Origin of the sequence: Exiguobacterium sp. ERU653, assembly GCF_018617775.1 — a bacterium.
GTDB lineage: Bacteria > Bacillota > Bacilli > Exiguobacteriales > Exiguobacteriaceae > Exiguobacterium > Exiguobacterium marinum.
On the sequence record NZ_JACSKV010000002.1, the window covers coordinates 18,310 to 34,051 of the forward strand.

At 47.1% G+C, this 15,742-nt stretch carries 16 protein-coding genes and 1 other annotated feature (1 of these 17 cut by a window edge); of the genes, 7 read left to right on the forward strand and 9 right to left on the reverse strand.

All coding sequences use genetic code 11. The features are described from left to right. Positions 1 to 123: 123 nt before the first annotated feature. Positions 124 to 2,589, reverse strand: coding sequence for a CoA-disulfide reductase (locus KNO95_RS10095; RefSeq protein WP_214878947.1), 2,466 nt, complete (start codon positions 2,587 to 2,589; stop codon positions 124 to 126). Beyond that, on the reverse strand, positions 2,586 to 2,891 hold the full coding sequence (locus tag KNO95_RS10100; RefSeq protein WP_026824492.1) for a rhodanese-like domain-containing protein: 306 nt from the start codon (positions 2,889 to 2,891) through the stop codon (positions 2,586 to 2,588). Before KNO95_RS10100 ends, KNO95_RS10095 begins: the two co-directional genes overlap by 4 nt. A 276-nt stretch (positions 2,892 to 3,167) precedes the next feature. On the opposite strand from KNO95_RS10100, the gene KNO95_RS10105 reads away from it, so the two are divergent. The 3 genes from KNO95_RS10105 (at position 3,168) to KNO95_RS10115 (ending at position 4,973) form a co-directional block, all read left to right on the forward strand. Further along, on the forward strand, positions 3,168 to 3,434 hold the full coding sequence (locus tag KNO95_RS10105) for a metal-sensitive transcriptional regulator (protein WP_026824493.1): 267 nt from the start codon (positions 3,168 to 3,170) through the stop codon (positions 3,432 to 3,434). A 67-nt stretch (positions 3,435 to 3,501) separates the two neighbouring features. After that, positions 3,502 to 3,933 carry a type III secretion system chaperone family protein gene (locus tag KNO95_RS10110; RefSeq protein ID WP_026824494.1) on the forward strand — a complete coding sequence of 144 codons (432 nt, stop codon included), beginning with the start codon at positions 3,502 to 3,504 and terminating at the stop codon, positions 3,931 to 3,933. Between the two features lie 89 nt (positions 3,934 to 4,022). Next, complete coding sequence (locus tag KNO95_RS10115; protein ID WP_214878949.1) at positions 4,023 to 4,973, forward strand: DUF4003 family protein; 951 nt, start codon at positions 4,023 to 4,025, stop codon at positions 4,971 to 4,973. On the opposite strand, the gene KNO95_RS10120 is transcribed toward KNO95_RS10115, so the two are convergent. Together KNO95_RS10120 and KNO95_RS10125 are read right to left on the reverse strand one after the other, a co-directional pair. Beyond that, on the reverse strand, positions 4,970 to 5,692 hold the full coding sequence (locus KNO95_RS10120) for a YwiC-like family protein (protein WP_214878951.1): 723 nt from the start codon (positions 5,690 to 5,692) through the stop codon (positions 4,970 to 4,972). The two genes, KNO95_RS10115 and KNO95_RS10120, sit on opposite strands and share 4 nt — an antisense overlap. Positions 5,693 to 5,801: 109 nt before the next feature. Further along, on the reverse strand, positions 5,802 to 5,987 hold the full coding sequence (locus tag KNO95_RS10125; protein WP_214778338.1) for a hypothetical protein: 186 nt from the start codon (positions 5,985 to 5,987) through the stop codon (positions 5,802 to 5,804). A 140-nt stretch (positions 5,988 to 6,127) separates the two neighbouring features. Between KNO95_RS10125 and KNO95_RS10130 the strand changes: the two genes are divergently transcribed. Next, a complete protein-coding gene (locus KNO95_RS10130) occupies positions 6,128 to 6,583 on the forward strand; it encodes a hypothetical protein (protein WP_214703736.1) in 456 nt (151 codons plus the stop codon). An 11-nt stretch (positions 6,584 to 6,594) separates the two neighbouring features. Here KNO95_RS10130 and KNO95_RS10135 read toward each other — a convergent pair whose 3' ends face one another. The 3 genes from KNO95_RS10135 to KNO95_RS10145 all read right to left on the reverse strand — a co-directional run bounded on the left by KNO95_RS10135 (position 6,595) and on the right by KNO95_RS10145 (position 10,491). After that, a complete protein-coding gene (locus KNO95_RS10135; RefSeq protein ID WP_214878953.1) occupies positions 6,595 to 7,227 on the reverse strand; it encodes a YitT family protein in 633 nt (210 codons plus the stop codon). A gap of 248 nt (positions 7,228 to 7,475) precedes the next feature. After that, positions 7,476 to 9,599, reverse strand: a complete 2,124-nt coding sequence (locus tag KNO95_RS10140; protein ID WP_214703732.1) for an MMPL family transporter — start codon at positions 9,597 to 9,599, stop codon at positions 7,476 to 7,478. 91 nt (positions 9,600 to 9,690) lie between these two features. Next, a complete protein-coding gene (locus tag KNO95_RS10145; protein ID WP_214700973.1) occupies positions 9,691 to 10,491 on the reverse strand; it encodes a hypothetical protein in 801 nt (266 codons plus the stop codon). Positions 10,492 to 10,621: 130 nt separating this feature from the next. On the opposite strand from KNO95_RS10145, the gene KNO95_RS10150 reads away from it, so the two are divergent. Further along, positions 10,622 to 10,786 carry a YycC family protein gene (locus KNO95_RS10150; protein WP_214700972.1) on the forward strand — a complete coding sequence of 55 codons (165 nt, stop codon included), beginning with the start codon at positions 10,622 to 10,624 and terminating at the stop codon, positions 10,784 to 10,786. Between the two features lie 14 nt (positions 10,787 to 10,800). Here KNO95_RS10150 and pulA read toward each other — a convergent pair whose 3' ends face one another. Then, complete coding sequence (pulA, locus tag KNO95_RS10155) at positions 10,801 to 12,798, reverse strand: type I pullulanase (protein WP_214703731.1); 1,998 nt, start codon at positions 12,796 to 12,798, stop codon at positions 10,801 to 10,803. Positions 12,799 to 12,866: 68 nt separating this feature from the next. Between pulA and KNO95_RS10160 the strand changes: the two genes are divergently transcribed. Both KNO95_RS10160 and KNO95_RS10165 read left to right on the forward strand, forming a co-directional pair. Next, entirely contained in the window at positions 12,867 to 13,358 is a 492-nt protein-coding gene (locus KNO95_RS10160; protein WP_026824501.1) for a YajQ family cyclic di-GMP-binding protein, read from the forward strand. Then, positions 13,355 to 13,933 (forward strand): metallophosphoesterase family protein, encoded by a 579-nt coding sequence (locus KNO95_RS10165; RefSeq protein ID WP_214703729.1) that lies wholly within the window; start codon positions 13,355 to 13,357, stop codon positions 13,931 to 13,933. The genes KNO95_RS10160 and KNO95_RS10165 overlap by 4 nt, the downstream gene beginning before the upstream one ends. 44 nt (positions 13,934 to 13,977) lie before the next feature. On the opposite strand, the gene argS is transcribed toward KNO95_RS10165, so the two are convergent. Then, complete coding sequence (argS, locus tag KNO95_RS10170; protein ID WP_026824503.1) at positions 13,978 to 15,660, reverse strand: arginine--tRNA ligase; 1,683 nt, start codon at positions 15,658 to 15,660, stop codon at positions 13,978 to 13,980. Between the two features lie 58 nt (positions 15,661 to 15,718). Continuing rightward, positions 15,719 to 15,742: a binding site (T-box leader), on the reverse strand; it runs 188 nt beyond the window's last position.

Genomic DNA, 15,742 nt, shown 5'->3' on the forward strand with positions numbered 1-15,742 from the left:
GAAAATTGCAATATTAATTCACTTTCTTGCATGATGGACTATTTGACCAAATCGAATCTTGCAAAAAAAAAAAAAAACGAATCAGATTGCTCATCGCAACCCGATTCGTTAAATATTTCATATTTAGATAAAGAGGTTCAAGTTGCCGTCTTCTGCTGCGCCAAGATATGCCGCAACACCACCAAGGTCGACTCCCTCAATCAACTCTTCTTCTTTGATTCCCATGACGTCCATCGACATCGTGCAAGCTACCATTTTTACGCCCGCCTCTTGCGCCGACTTGATCATTTCTTCGACAGAAGGAACATTCTTGTCACTCATGACTTTTTTCATCATTTTTTGACCGACACCACCGAAGTTCATGTTCGAGAGCGGAAGTTCGCCGGCATGTCCTGGCATCATCATACCGAACATTTTTTCAAGGCCTTGTTTCTTCACTTCCGGTGCGTCCGGTTTGCGAATGACATTGAGTCCCCAGAATGTGAAGAACATCGTCACGTCTTTACCCATCGCTGCAGCACCTTGCGCAATGATGAGGGATGCGAGCGCACGGTCAAGGTCTCCACTGAAGACGACCATTGACGCACCGTCTTTTGTTGGAGCGCCCGCCTGCGGAGCAGCCGGACCTTGTCCTTTTTGAAGGATGGCTTCGACTCGTCCGTTAACAAATTGTTTCGAGACGAGCTTATTGCCTGTCTTCTTCGCCCACGCTTCGATATCAGCGAAGAATCCTGGATCACTTGCGAGTACGCGGAGCGTTTCGCCTTCTCCGAGGTCTGCGACTTTCTTATTCACTTCCAGAATTGGTCCCGGGCATTGTAGACCACACGTGTCTAAAATAACCGCTTCACCAATTGGTGCATTCGTCATCTGTGCTGACTCCTCCTCTACAACGGTTGCTGCAGTTTCATTTGATGTGTTCTCCTCTTCAAGCGCCTCGAAATCACGATTGATTTGTGACCACGTTTTGTAGCCACCGCTCAAGTTCTTCACTTTGAATCCGTTTTGACGCAAGATTCGTGATGCGAGATATCCACGAAGACCGACTTGGCACGTTACATAAATTGTTTCATTCCGGTCATAGTTGTCTAAGTTTTCACGTAATGAATTCAACGGAACGTTGATTGATCCTGGAATCTTCCCAAGTTCATGTTCTGATTCGTCACGCACGTCAAGCAATGTCGCTCCATTTTTCACGAGCTCATCGATTTCATCCCAATGTACGACTTCGTTGTCGCCGAGCACGACGTTCGAAGCGACATAGCCGATCATATTGACCGGATCTTTCGCTGAACTGAATGGTGGAGCGTAACTGAGTTCGAGATCCGGAAGGTCAAGAACTGTCAAACCACCTTTCATCGCTGTGGCAAGGACATCGATACGTTTGTCGACTCCATTGATGCCGACACCTTGCGCACCGTAAATCTCACCCGTTGTCGGGTGGAACAAGAGTTTGAGCGAAACTGGTGTCGATCCTGGATAGTACCCTGCGTGCGAACCCGGGTGCACGTGGACGGCTTCATAAGTCTTACCAGCCGCTTTCAAACGTTTTTCGTTCCATCCTGTCGATGCGACCGTCATATCAAACACTTTGGCAATTCCTGTTCCCATCGTTCCGTTGTATTTAACGTCACGACCATTAATGATATCCGCCACAAGACGTCCTTGACGGTTCGCTGGCCATGCGAGTGGTACAACGGTTGGTTCTTGGAAGACATAGTCGAGTACTTCGACGGCATCTCCGATTGCATAAATATTTTGATCTGATGTGAGCATTTTTTCGTTGACACGAATCGCGCCGCGCGTACCTGTCTCAAGGCCCGCTTCCCGTGCAATCGTCGATTCAGGGATGACACCGATTGACATGATGACCATATCCGTATCGATGACGCGACCGCTTGTCAAATGTACTTTCTTCCCTTTTTCAGAGAATGAAGAAACACCGTCTGATAATTGAAGTTCGACACCGTGAAGGCGCATATGTTCATGAATTGGAGCGACCATCTCGCGGTCAAGTGGCGTCATGACTTGGTCTGCCATCTCGACGAGTGTGACGTCAACGCCGCGCTCACGTAAGTTTTCCGCCATCTCAATCCCGATGAAGCCCCCACCGATTACTGTCGCGTGTTTCGGTGCTTTGTCATCAACATAGCTACGAATTTTATCCGTGTCCGGGATGTTACGTAGTGTGAAAATATCTTCTGCTTCATCGATTCCAGGAATGTTCGGACGAATCGGTTTCGCCCCCGGTGATAAAATGAGTACATCATATGACTCATCATACGTTTCACCGGTTTGGACGTGTTTCACCGTCACCGTTTTTTCGTCACGGTTGATTTTTGTCACTTCCGTCAAGTTGCGGATATCGAGTTGGAAACGTTTGTTCATTCCTTCAACTGTTTGAACGAGCAATTTTTGACGATCTTGAATGACGTCTCCGATGTAGTATGGAAGACCACAGTTCGCGAATGAAATATACTCCCCACGGTCGAACATGACAATTTGGTTTTCTTCATTTAAACGACGGAGACGTGCTGCTGCAGATGCACCACCTGCTACTCCACCAACGATTACGATTTTTTTACTCATTGTCCATTTCCTCCTCTGACGACTTCTCCTGGCCAACTCATCAAGCCATCTTCTATATTGACCACTTTATAGCCTTTTGCCTCCATTTGCCAAGTTGCTTGCGTGCTACGTGCACCAGAGCGGCAAAGAACGACATATTCTTCAGCAGGATCGAGTGTATCAATCCAAGTGGTGATTTCTGATAACGGATAGTTTTTTGCACCTTCGATATGACCTTCTTCAAACTCGTCACGTTCACGTACGTCGACGATGTTTACAGGCACTTCAAAGTCCATCTGACGTTTTAAAGCGGATGCTTTCATAACTGATCTACCTTTCCTTTTCGATTCAATCTATACCATTCGGCTTGGTAGCTGGCGTCCAACAAGTTTGTGATTTGTTGAACATTTCGCTTCCACGTCATTAATATACCCCCTTAGGTATTCAAATGCAAGAAATAAGTTTGACGAAATGTAGAATTTTTCATCACACCTTCATAAAGTAGTTGGTGCTCGACACATACTCCCCCATGTATTAAGATGAGCCTACACAATAAATAGTTGGGTAACTGAACAATTTTTCCTATAGAGGTGAATGATATGGAACCGTATGTATACGATGCAAAAGTATTGAATCGCATGAAACGCGTGGAAGGACAAATTCGCGCCATCATCCGTATGATGGAAGAAGGGAAAGAGTGTCGCGATGTCGTGACGCAATTAAGTGCCGCCCGATCCGCGCTCGATCGCGCTTCGACAATCATCGTGGCTAAGAATTTAGAGCAGTGCATCATCACAGCTCAGGAAGATGGTGAAGATACGTCAGAAACGGTAGAAGAAGCCATTAAAATGTTGATGAAACGCTAGTTCCCCTTGCTTTCCCTGTTCAAATGGGGGAAAGTTAGAGTAACGACTTACTAAGGGGGATTTCCTTGTGAACTTCGAAGAAAAAGTAGAATCATTTAAAGCGCTCGCCGCTGAACGCAATATGACGTTCAAAGAGAGCGACACTGAAACGCACGTCACGTTTTTGACGCGTGAAACAACAAAATCCGGGGCTCAGCCCGTTATGATTATCGCTTTTAACAAAAAGACGACAGACGCTGAGTTGTACGCTGCGACCGTCACGCACGTCCCAGACTATGTAGAAGATTTACCGATTCTCAATGCCTTGAACGAGTTCAACCAGGAGTTCAAATACTTCCGCTGCGTACTCGACAGCGATCGTGATGTCACACTCGCATCTACACTCGACCTCGACCTCGGTTTCTCACCAGAGATCATCTTGCAACATTCATTCATGATGTTCCAAGCGGCCGATGAAGTGAACGAGTACATGCAAAAATTGTATACACAAGTACAATAATGAAAAGCCGCCCGGATTTTTTCCGTGGCGGCTTTTTTGAAACATCTTTCTACTCCATCTCGTATGGTTGACCAAGGAGGCGATTCGACATGACACGTTATGAACGATATGTAGAGGCACTAGATGCCATCAAAGAAGCGACGAAATGGGAACTGACAGATGACTTCCGGCGCTTAATGGCCATTCATTACGCGATTCACGATACCCCGTTCGATGCATCACGATTTTCAGACGCACGTGATACATTGAAACAAAAAACAAAGATATTCTCAAAGTTCAGAGGTAGCCAAAACCTCGTGTGGCTTTCGTTTCTCGACGCTAAGTACGAAGACATCGGAACTGCGATCGATGAGGCGCTCCGACTTGATACATTGCTCGACCGTAAACACTTCCGCTTCAGTTCATTGCGTCCTTTTTTAGCGAATCAACTGATCAATGTAGATCACCCTGAGCAAAGACTCGATGAGGCGACGGACCTGTACCAAACGTTTAAGCAACATCATCCCTGGTTGACGAGTGAGGAAGATTTGTTATCAGCACTCGTACTCGTTCAAGCGTTTGACGACATCATCGATTTAAATGAACGTATCGAGCAGCACTATACATTATTGAAAGACCGACTTCCGAAGTCAAACGAACTGCAACTCGTCTCTCATTTACTGACATTCAGCGACTCTTCTCCAGAAGAAGCGGTGTCACGATTGCTCACTTGGAAGTCGCACTTAGAGGAAGTAGAAGTATCCATCCGTCGTGAACACTTGCCTGCGCTCGCCCTACTTAGCATCGTGACAGAGCCGAACATGGATTCCATACACGCCGTAAAAGAAATTGTGGATGTGGAAAAAGACAAGCAGCGCTGGTTCAATACACATAGCGTGCTCGTCGCGCTTCAACTTGTGGCAGCCGACCACATCACTACTGGAGAAGCGAACGATTTATTGCTTCACGGCACATTCGCTCACCTGCTCGCGATGCAACAAGCGGCGACCGCTGCTACGACTGCTGCCGTCCTCGCGAGTACTTCGTCATCTACAAACTAAATCAGGAGATATGTCGCGAGCCACGTTAATACAAAAATCGAGTTAGCGATTTCCACAATCCCAATCTTCATGATTGGGATCTTTTTGCCGTGGAACCAAACAGCGCGTACCAGGCTTGGTGCATAAGCCAATGCGAGTAGAGGATAACCTAGTGTAATGAAAACGATGATTAGTAACATATGATATCCCCACGAAAGGTTTCGATACGTGAGGCTCTGCTTTTCACGGATCATCGTCTTGACGAAAAAGATGCTTCCGAGGAAATAGAGGTATGGTAAAACGAATACCCATATAATCGTTTCATCAAAGACGTGTGTTCCGTGGTAATAACTCGCCATTCCTCCGATACAGAATGACGTGACGGCACTGACGTCGTTCCACACGTTTCGCTCATCTTTGATTTTGGCAAAGTAAGCGTTCACGAGACCGAATGGAATCATCGCAAAAGCGAACCAGATGAGACTCCATTGCATCCATAGGACTGGAATGATGGATAATGTAGCAATCATCAGATAGATCATCACTGTGCGTAAAAGCTCACGCGATTTCTTACGTTGTTTGATGTATTGGAACAAGAAGAATGTTCCCATATAAACAAATAGCCATGCAATGGCAAAAGGCATATGTGTCCACGTCCATCCTCCGACCGTTCCTCCAAGAACAAACGGTAAAATGAGCATCGACCATGCCCCATGTTGTGTTGGAATCATCCATTTCATCACCTATCACTCCTTCATCCACTAGTGTAATGGATGGTGATAGCATGCGCTGTGAGGTTTAGCACAAATAACGAAAAAGAAAAATAGGTAGCCTCAGCCACCTATCTCATCACATTGCCTGTTTCTTATTTTTAGCATAGTTTGTCACGTATACAACTCCGATGACAGATAACGTCAAGATTGCAAGACCGTTCACCAACGTCTTGAGCGTGTGTAGCCCATCAACGTTGTTCACGACCATCACTGCCATGAGTAATACGAGGATACTAAAGTTGACAATATTTCGATTTTTCATAAGATGCACCTCTCATTTCTAGTCATCCTCCATGATATCATCATCAGTGAATAAAAAGTTATTTTTTGTATGTTTTAAACAAATACCTCATTTATACTAAATGAAAATGTATAAATTGTTCAGTGAGGTGAAATTCGATCATGTTTTTACTGCCACAAGATCGAAAAGGCCGTTTTATCTTCAAGTGTATTCTCGGCATGAGTCTTTTTCTACTTTTTATCGGACGAAGCGAAGTCCCTCTACCCATTCACGCAACGACTTCTTTCGTCCCATTCGAGATTCAAAGCCCCACGCAGCTTCCTTTTGTCACCGATAGTGAATATGCTCATCTCGTCAGCTTAAGTCGGGTCGAACTCGTTTATCAAAATGATGAGCAGTCTATTACCGTATGGGCAACTACTGAACTAGGATGGCACCATACTGAAACGTGGGAAGCATATGCTCAAACCATTCAAGGTTCTCCTGTATACCTCAATGAGACCGATGAACTCACCGTGCTCAGTTGGCAACAAGATGGCGTCGAATATGCAATCGACTACAAAGGAGATCAACTTTCGAAACAAGACTTGTTTGACATCGCAGTTTCGATGAACTAAAAAAAACGATCTCACGCGAGATCGTTTTTTGGTGTCCAATTTGGTACGACAGGTGTCACTTTCGGCTCATCGACGACGAGCATTTTTGTGACGACTCGTCCGGCGATTGACACCGCAAGAAGTGTATAGAGCGCATTCGATAATGGTAAATAAATGAGTGAAATCCCAAGGACGATCACATCAAAGATAATCAAAATCGTGCCGACCGACACACCTGTCCATTTCGATAAGCCAATGGCGAATAAATCGTCGCCTCCGGTAGCTCCACCTGACTTCAAGACGAGACCGAGACCATATCCGGTCAAAATCCCACTCGCGATGGCAGCGAATAACGTCGCCGGCCATACTTGAATATCAAACGTGAGCAAATCGAGACGGTCCCACATCGCATAACTGAGCGATAAGGACGAAGCGGCTAATACCGCCTGCCCGACAAAACGCCATCCTTTCCACCATAACGCGATGATAAAAAATGGAATGTCGAGCACGATCATCGAAATCGCCGGGTCGATATCAAATAAATAACGACCGAGTAGCGATAATCCGACGAACCCACCTTCCGCCAAACCAAACTGTTCATTCAAATAATAATAACCGAACGCCATGATTAGCGTTCCGAGCACTATGGTAGCAACTCGTTTCATTCCGATTGTCCTCCCCGTTCTTGACGGAGAGGAGGATCCTCAGTCGTAGCCGCGGTTCCATCTGTTCCATCTCCGATCTTCCGTTTGTTGATTGATACACGTGATTGTGATCCTTCAACGCTAGAAGTCCGGAAGTTGGAACAGAGGCCATGTCCTCTCGGTATCCATAAAGACCTTCCTTTCTCAAATTGCGCGTAATCTTGTACACAGTTTACCACACATTTTGATTTAGTTGCTGAATGTTACCTTTAGTGCATGTTACGTTTCGGTAAATCTTTCTTCCCGAACCACCACCAGTTCCAATCCCCGAACAGTTTCATGAGGGACGGAACGAGCAGGATCCGGATGATGGTCGCATCAATGAAGATGGCGAGCGCAATCCCGACTCCGAGCTGTTTGATCGGACTGACGCCTGTGAAGGCGAACGCACCTGTGACAACAATCATAATGATGGCTGCCGAGGTAATGATTTTACTCGTTTTCGCCAGTCCCATCTCCGTCGCGTAGTCATTGTCACCCGTCTCCCGGTAATATTCTTCGATTCGTGAAACGAGAAACACCTCGTAGTCCATCGACAACCCAAAGACGAGCGAGAAGATAAAGACCGGAGTCAAAATACTGATTGTCTCGGCGTCATACACATAGCCCGACTCAAATATGATGACGAGCAGTCCGAACGTCGCCCCTAGACCGAGCACGTTCATGAGAATCGCTTTGATCGGAATCAAGATAGAACGGAACGCCCACATGAGGATGAAGAATGTCGCCAAGATGACAGTGATGACCGCATAGGGGATACTGTCATAAATTTCGTCGTAAATCTCTTCATTGAAGGCTGCCGGTCCACCGACTTCGAACCCTTGATTTCGCCAATCGCGTACGAATGCTTGCGCTTCTTTGTCGCTCGGAGGTACATCAAAGCTCACGTTGACGAGTGCCAAATCCGTATTCCCGTCAAGTGTGACGAGGCGTTCAAGCGGAGCGAGTTGTTCAGGTGCCGCCAGGGCGAGTTGCGTAAACGTCTCCGGTGTTAACCCCGATGTCGTCAGGAAAGTCGAGACGTTATCGACGATGTCGACTTCATTCAACTCATCCGTGAGACTCGTCAATTCCTCTAAAATCATCGGATCGGTCAAATCGTTCGCTTCGAACAGAATGACCGCATCGGTCGAATTATCCCCAAACACATCATCCCATCGCTCGAGCGCAGCTCGTGATTCGTATGAGGTCGGGAGCGCGTCGGCATCTGGTATGTTCAACTCTAAATCGCGAACGAACCAAAGGCTCGGTAGTAATAACAACAATGCAACGAGTGTCATCGTCACGGGACGCTTCATCACGAAGCGGGCAAGCTTTTGCCAACGCTTTTCAGAACGGGTCTCATCAGACTTGATGATCCGTCCTTTATTCAAGGCCTCACCGACTAAGTAAAGAGATGACGGCAAGAGTGTCAGTGCCGATAACACCGCCCCTGCAACCGCAATGAGTGCACCGAGTGCGATTGCCTGAAAAACGTCGACCTGGATGAACAATAGGCCGGCCAATCCGACAAATACACAAAGTCCCGAGAAGAGAATCGACCGCCCGGCCGTCGCAACGGTTCGTATGATGGCCTCTTCTCTCGATTGTTCACGCGCCAATTCTTCACGATACCGATTGACGAGTAACAGGGAGAAATCAATCCCGAGCGCGATGGCAATCATCGCTACAGCATTCAGGACAAAGATGGATAATTCCATGTTTTGTGCAAAAAAGAATAGTGATCCCGCCGCCACAATGAATGTAATCAACCCGACGAGTAACGGCATGAGCGCGGCGAGTGGTGTGCCAAAAACGAGCAACAACACAACAAGCGCAACCGGAATCCCGATTAACTCTGCCCGAATTAAGTCATTTTTTGAAGCCTCATTCAAATCGTCCGCAAATACGGGTTCTCCCGTCAAGCGGACTTCGGTATCCGTGTCCACGATGAGCGCGTCTCGGACGGCATCAATCGAGGATTCCGCCGCATCGTAATCTTCGAATTCCAGCACGAAATAGGATACGTCTCCTGACCGGGCGTCTGGGTTCTCTGCCGGTGTGATCACCCCGTCAATCTTTGGAATCGCTTCAAAGCGTTCCTGTTGTTCGTCCATAATCGCATCTAGGTCTCCACCTTCGAATAAGACGATCATGGATGCCCCTGCCCGATCAAATCGTTCATTCAATGTATCTTCCACTTGTTGGAACCGTCCGTCTTGAATCGCAAAACCGTTTCCTTTTAATTCACTCGGAAGCTGCAATCCAAAATAAACTGACCCCGCAATTAAAATTGCCCAAACGAGTAGCACCCCATATCGAAAGCGAATTAACTGCCTACCCAACCATTCCATCCTTGTCACTCCTCCCTCTCTAACCATTTACTTCCCGTTTCTCTCTCCATTCATCATCACTTCACAAAAAAATCCTGAACCCGTGCTCGGTTCAGGAGCTTTGTCGTTCAAAAACTTGAAGCCAACTATGACAAAATCTTGGTGGTGCAGATAAGACGACGAGACGATCGCCTCGGTCATCTAATAGCATAACTTTCAATAATTGATTGTCTGCACATATGCTTGAACAAAATAACTCTTTATCCCGGTGAAATAGCTGAAACGACTCCGTCGATGTGATGGCCGTCGTTTCTCCGACTTGATCGAGAATGACCGTGTCACGGTCTCCTTGGTAGGGAATGCGCCAGTTTTCATTCGTTATCACATTCTCTACTAAAAAATGATGTGCTTTTTCATCGAACAGGGTCACACATGTTTCAGGTGTGAATCGTTCGAAATCATACGTCCCTTGATAGGCCAGCTCGATGATGTCCCCGAACATCGGGACTTCTTCGTAACGACTATACCGAAACGTATGATCGTCAAGGTTCAAAGCCACGACATCCGATTCGGCTGAATATAAGAAGATGTCATTACCTTGCCAATGGTGCAGATTGCTAAACCAATCTCCGTTGAATCTTTGTGGAATCGCATGTGTCTCCATCGTTCCTCGTTGTAAATCAATGACTCCGTAAAATCCTCTTTCTTGAAACCAAGCTACGGCACGCGTCGTGTTCGGCTCCACATATAGGGCGCACGGTGTCCATATCCAGTCAATCTCCCAGCGAATTTGAGACGACTCGTCAAAGAACAAAAAGCCGGTTTGCGCCAAGTACAACATCCAACCTTCACCGACACGTTCTAACCATTCGATCGTTTGATGAAATTGAAAGTCTGCTGTTTGTTTGTACATTTGATCACTTCCTAATTTCAGCTTAGCAACGACCGAAACGAAATTCGATTTTGAATGTGTTCGTTCAACACATTTCTTATTTTCCTGTATACTGACGGTATAGAATTATGGTTTAGAAAGGAGAATTCCAATGCGTCCATTACAATTATCGCCAGAGACCGCTGTTGAGCTTGCGAAAAAATTAAACGTCCCGCTCGAAGAACTGATGCATATGCCGAAGCACATCCTCGTCCAAAAAATGATGCAACTCGAAGCATCTCAATCAGAGGGAGACACACCAAAGGAGACGGATTAACGTCTCCTTTTTGATTACTGCTCTTTACGTTTCCGCTTCTTCGATACATACCAGAGACCGCCGATCACGGCGAGTGCAGCACCACCGGCCACAGCGTATTTGCTGTAATCCGGGCGACGCTCGGTCACAACAAGTGTCGAAAGGGGTGCCACCGTCATGTGGCGTTCTTCGACTTGGCGCGGTGCCGTCAGATTGACGGTATGGTCTTCTACGTTCACCTCAAACTTACCAGACGGGAGTTTGACCTCGACCGCCTCTTCAAGCCCGTTATGATACACGATGTGTCTTTCTACGTAACCCTCTACATGGCGACTCAATTCAAACGCAATCACGCCTTCTTCTTCATCGAAGAAACGTAAATGTTTTCGAATCTGTTCCGTGTTCTCGAGGCGGAAGAGCGGATATTGCTTCCGCAAACGCAAGAGGCCTTTGACATATTCTACACTTGGTGCTTCTTGTTCCGCTCGTGTCCAGTCCACACGGTTGACGACTTCACCTGAGTTAAAGCTGTTCTCATCCCCGTCTTTTGTCCGGAAGAACTCCTGGCCACTATGGAGGAACGGAATCCCTTGTCCAAGAAGCACAATCGATGTCGCTAAGCGGTGACGGCGACGACGTGTCGTCTCATCATCTTCTGGATTCGTCACAGACAGCTTGTCCCAAAGTGTCAAATTATCATGACATTCCACATAGTTGACGACCTGGTTCGGCTCATCGGCGAAACTTTGGCTCGTGATTCCACCAGCAATCCCTCGTTTCACGTCTGCTGTCATGTCCGTGTTTCCACTCACCCAGCCCGGCAAGTCTTCGATGAAGACGTCTCCTCGGACACCGTCTCGAATCCCGTCATTGAACTGGGCAATCCGCGGCATTTTGTGCGCATTATGTTGGTTCGCTTTTTTACGGACTGGAAGGGGCGTATCCAAATCCCAACCTTCCCCGATGACAAGGATTGATGGGTCGACGCGGTCGAGCGCCTTTCGAATCTGATTCATCGTCTTGACGTCATGTAGTCCCATCAAATCAAAACGGAACCCGTCAATCATGAATTCTTTGGCCCAGTACGTGACACACTCGACCATGAGCTTACGCATCATCGCGCGCTCGGATGCCGTATCGTTCCCGCATGCCGAACCATCTGCTAGTGTCCCGTCTTCGTTTAATCGGTAGTAGTAGTCAGGGACGAATTGACCGAGCGGCGTCGTCAACGCATCGTACGTATGGTTAAATACGACATCCATGATGACACGAATACCCCGGTCATGGAGAGATTGAATCAACGCTTTCAGTTCAACGATTCGCGTTGCCGGATCGTCTGCCGTTGAAGCATAGGAGCCTTCGACCGCGAAATAATGTACCGGGTCATATCCCCAGTTGTAGTTATTTTCGCTTTCACGTGATTCATTCACTGACCCATAGTCAAAGAATGGCATCAATTGGAGATGCGTGATCCCTAGCGATGTGATGTAATCGAGACCGGTCGGATAACCGCTCGTTGTCGTCGTACCCGTCTCGGTCATGCCTAAAAATTTCCCGCGATGCGTAGCCCCACTCTCCGGGTGACTCGTCAAATCACGTACGTGTGCTTCGTAAATGACCGCTTCTTGTGAAGAATTGAATAGCGGACGTTCTTTGATCCAATGATCCGGGTTCAAGGATGTCGGATCGAGCAGACATCCACGTTTCCCATTCACTCCGACGACTTTCGCATAAGGATCGAGCGATTCAACTTTCTTTCCATCAATCATTGCTTCAAATACATAAAATTGACCTTCGCATAAGGCACGATCGAGTTCAATGACCCACGTCCCTTTCTCGGCCGGTTCTAGTTCAAGTCGTTCAAACTTTCGGGCACGTGCTGTACGGTATAGCTTGACCGACATCTGTTCCGCGACCGGAGACCAGACACGTAGTCGAATCTGTTCTCCTTTGAACGTCACCCCTAGGTCTTTCCCGTGATAGGCAACGTGATCTAAGTCTACATGTGTATGTTGATCCATTGTACGTTCCATCTCTTCACTCCTTCACTGCTTCAAATCTGCTATCATTATAACAAAACCACACAAAGGATGGATGAAACATGGCAAAAGACAATTCTTTCGATATCGTGTCAGAAATGAATCTTGAAGAAGTAAAGAACGCAATCCAAATTGCGGAAAAGGAAATTTTAAACCGTTATGACTTCAAAGGGTCAAAGAGTGAGATGTCCCTCGACAATGGCGACCTCGTCCTCATCTCGGATGACGACTATAAACTCGAGCAATTAAAAGACGTTTTGATCACGAAATTGATCAAACGCGGTGTTCCGACAAAAAACCTCGACTATCAAAAAGTAGAGCACGCACTTGGCGGCACGGTGCGTCAACGCGTGAAATTGAAGAGCGGTATCGATAAAGATGACGCAAAAAAAATCAACAACGCCATCAAAGAATCAAAATTAAAAGTAAAATCACAAATTCAAGACGACCAAATTCGTGTCACGGGTAAATCACGTGATGACCTCCAGGCCGTCATGCAACTCGTGCGTGAGCTCGAGTTGTCCGTCGATGCCCAATTCACGAACTTCCGATGAAACTCGCTATCATCAGTGATCCGCACGGTTCGTTTGATGATTTAAAGGCTGTTCTCGAGCATGTTCATCGCGAAACGGAGCACATCCTCTGTCTCGGCGACCTATATGAGTGCCATATCGGAAAAAAGCGACGCCATGAGCGGTTTCATCATGTCGAAGACGTTGTGACGTACGACCCAAATTATGAAGCGTTACTGACCTTCCCAAGTCTACGGGGCAATCAGGAGGAGCGAATCGACGAGGTACTCGTCATCGACCATCCTGTGAAAACACGAATTTCCTTGTTACCCGAACAGACGACTCTTGGAGAGGCACGCTTTTTACATGGGCATCAAGTCAAATGGAACGAGGACTGGGAACCGATCGTCGAGAAAGGGACATACCCGCTCGTCTTCATCGGACACAGTCACATTCCGGGTATTTATCGAAAAGGTAAATCTCTTCCATGGGAAATCGGGACACCGTTTCACTTGAAGAAAAAACGATATATTATCAACGTCGGCGCCGTCATCTTTGACCGGGAATGGTGTCTATATGACACGGAAGCCCGAACGGTGACACGGATGAAAGTGTGAGCATAGGAAAAGGACCTCAATTTTTTGAGGTCCTTTCGTCTGTCTTACATTTCTCCTGGAGCTTCGACACCGAGTAAACGGAGTCCTTCCGTCAATACGAGCGTCACTGCCTTGACGAGAGCGAGACGTGACTGTTTGCCCGCATCGTCTTCTAGGACGCGGACATGGCCGTAATACTTGTTGAACGCTTGCGCGAGGTCAAGTACGTAACGGCTGATGATGGATGGTTCGCGGCGTTCATGAGCACGAGTGATGACGTGCGGGAACGCGTTGAGCATCGTGACGACATTCCATGAGTGGTCATCGTCTGCACCGGCGAACGGTGAGCCATCATAGTTTCCTTTACGAAGGAGTGAGTTGGCACGGGCATTCGTATATTGAACGTAAGGTCCTGTCTCGCCTTCAAATTTAAGCATGCTGTCGAGGTCGAATTCAATGTTGTTGATGCGTTCATTCTTTAAGTCGTGGAAGACGACTGCACCAACACCGACCATACGGGCAACGTCTTGTGCGTTCGCAAGGTCTGGGTTCTTCTGTTCGATGTTCCCTTGTGCCTTTTCAATCGCTTCTTTCAAGACTTCTTCAAGAAGAACGATGCGTCCTTTACGTGTCGACATCTTCTTCCCTTCCTGCAAAATCAAGCCAAACGGTACGTGATGCATTCCGTCTACGAAGTCGTATCCAAGCTTACGAAGGACAGAGAAAAGTTGTTTGAAATGGAGCGCCTGTTCGCCACCAACGACATAATTCGCTTGAACGAAGTTGTACGTCTCGTAGCGATAAATGGCCGCTGCCAAGTCACGAGTCGCGTACAATGTTGCGCCATCTTTCTTCTTAATCAAGCATGGTGGCAAGTTCTCGTCTTCGAGTGAGACGACCATTGCGCCTTCACTTTCGACCAATAGATTTTTCGCTTCGAGCATCTCGACGACGCGTCCCATCTTATCGTTATAGAACGCTTCACCGTTGAAGCTCTCGAACTTCACACCGAGGAGGTCGTATACTTTTTGGAATTCTTTGAGTGACTCGTCACGGAACCATTGCCAAAGTTCTGTCGCTTCCGCATTGCCATCTTCGAGTTTTTTGAACCAGGCACGACCCTCATCTTCGAGTTCCGGCTGTGTCTTCACCTCTTCATGGAAATGGACGTATAACTTCAAGAGTTCTGCAATCGGGTTGGCACGAACCGCTTCTTCATCGCCCCATTTCTTGTATGCGACCATCAGTTTTCCGAACTGTGTACCCCAGTCTCCAAGATGGTTGACACCGACGACGTCATATCCGTTTTTACGTGCGATTTGGTTGATCGCATTCCCGATTACTGTCGAACGTAAATGCCCCATCGAGAACGGTTTCGCAATATTCGGTGATGAAAAGTCTGTCACAATCGTTTCATTGCGCGTCGCATGTGTTGCATAATCCGACTTCTCATCGAGCACCGTATTAATAATTTCTTTTGAAACGACATCACGGCTTAAGAAGACGTTGACGTAAGGTCCCGCCGCCTCGACTTTCGTGAACAATTCATCGTTTAATTCATTCGCGATATCTGTCGCAATCATGACAGGTGCTTTCCGGTAAGCTTTCGCCAATTGAAAACATGGGAAGGCGAGGTCACCGTGCGCCTCGTGTTTTGGCTTTTCAATCAGTGCTTCAATTTGGTCAATCGTAAGTTCTTCTCCGATGACACGTGATAACGCTTCTGCGTACTTGCGTTCATAACTCATTTGTATGTCCTCCTTCTTTTATTGCAGCTCATAAAAAAAACGCCCTTTGCAATAGATGCAAAGAGACGGGAATTCCCGCGGT

What these genes read in the sequence shown, in the direction of transcription:
- KNO95_RS10150 (WP_214700972.1), top strand. Translation starts at nt 10,622, where the DNA reads ATGCGTCCATTACAATTATCGCCAGAGACCGCTGTTGAGCTTGCGAAA.
- KNO95_RS10130 (WP_214703736.1), top strand. Translation starts at nt 6,128, where the DNA reads ATGTTTTTACTGCCACAAGATCGAAAAGGCCGTTTTATCTTCAAGTGT.
- KNO95_RS10145 (WP_214700973.1), bottom strand. Translation starts at nt 10,491, where the DNA reads ATGTACAAACAAACAGCAGACTTTCAATTTCATCAAACGATCGAATGG.
- pulA (WP_214703731.1), bottom strand. Translation starts at nt 12,798, where the DNA reads ATGGAACGTACAATGGATCAACATACACATGTAGACTTAGATCACGTT.
- KNO95_RS10100 (WP_026824492.1), bottom strand. Translation starts at nt 2,891, where the DNA reads ATGAAAGCATCCGCTTTAAAACGTCAGATGGACTTTGAAGTGCCTGTA.
- KNO95_RS10135 (WP_214878953.1), bottom strand. Translation starts at nt 7,227, where the DNA reads ATGAAACGAGTTGCTACCATAGTGCTCGGAACGCTAATCATGGCGTTC.
- KNO95_RS10115 (WP_214878949.1), top strand. Translation starts at nt 4,023, where the DNA reads ATGACACGTTATGAACGATATGTAGAGGCACTAGATGCCATCAAAGAA.
- argS (WP_026824503.1), bottom strand. Translation starts at nt 15,660, where the DNA reads ATGAGTTATGAACGCAAGTACGCAGAAGCGTTATCACGTGTCATCGGA.
- KNO95_RS10140 (WP_214703732.1), bottom strand. Translation starts at nt 9,599, where the DNA reads ATGGAATGGTTGGGTAGGCAGTTAATTCGCTTTCGATATGGGGTGCTA.
- KNO95_RS10120 (WP_214878951.1), bottom strand. Translation starts at nt 5,692, where the DNA reads ATGAAATGGATGATTCCAACACAACATGGGGCATGGTCGATGCTCATT.
- KNO95_RS10160 (WP_026824501.1), top strand. Translation starts at nt 12,867, where the DNA reads ATGGCAAAAGACAATTCTTTCGATATCGTGTCAGAAATGAATCTTGAA.
- KNO95_RS10125 (WP_214778338.1), bottom strand. Translation starts at nt 5,987, where the DNA reads ATGAAAAATCGAAATATTGTCAACTTTAGTATCCTCGTATTACTCATG.
- KNO95_RS10165 (WP_214703729.1), top strand. Translation starts at nt 13,355, where the DNA reads ATGAAACTCGCTATCATCAGTGATCCGCACGGTTCGTTTGATGATTTA.
- KNO95_RS10095 (WP_214878947.1), bottom strand. Translation starts at nt 2,589, where the DNA reads ATGAGTAAAAAAATCGTAATCGTTGGTGGAGTAGCAGGTGGTGCATCT.
- KNO95_RS10105 (WP_026824493.1), top strand. Translation starts at nt 3,168, where the DNA reads ATGGAACCGTATGTATACGATGCAAAAGTATTGAATCGCATGAAACGC.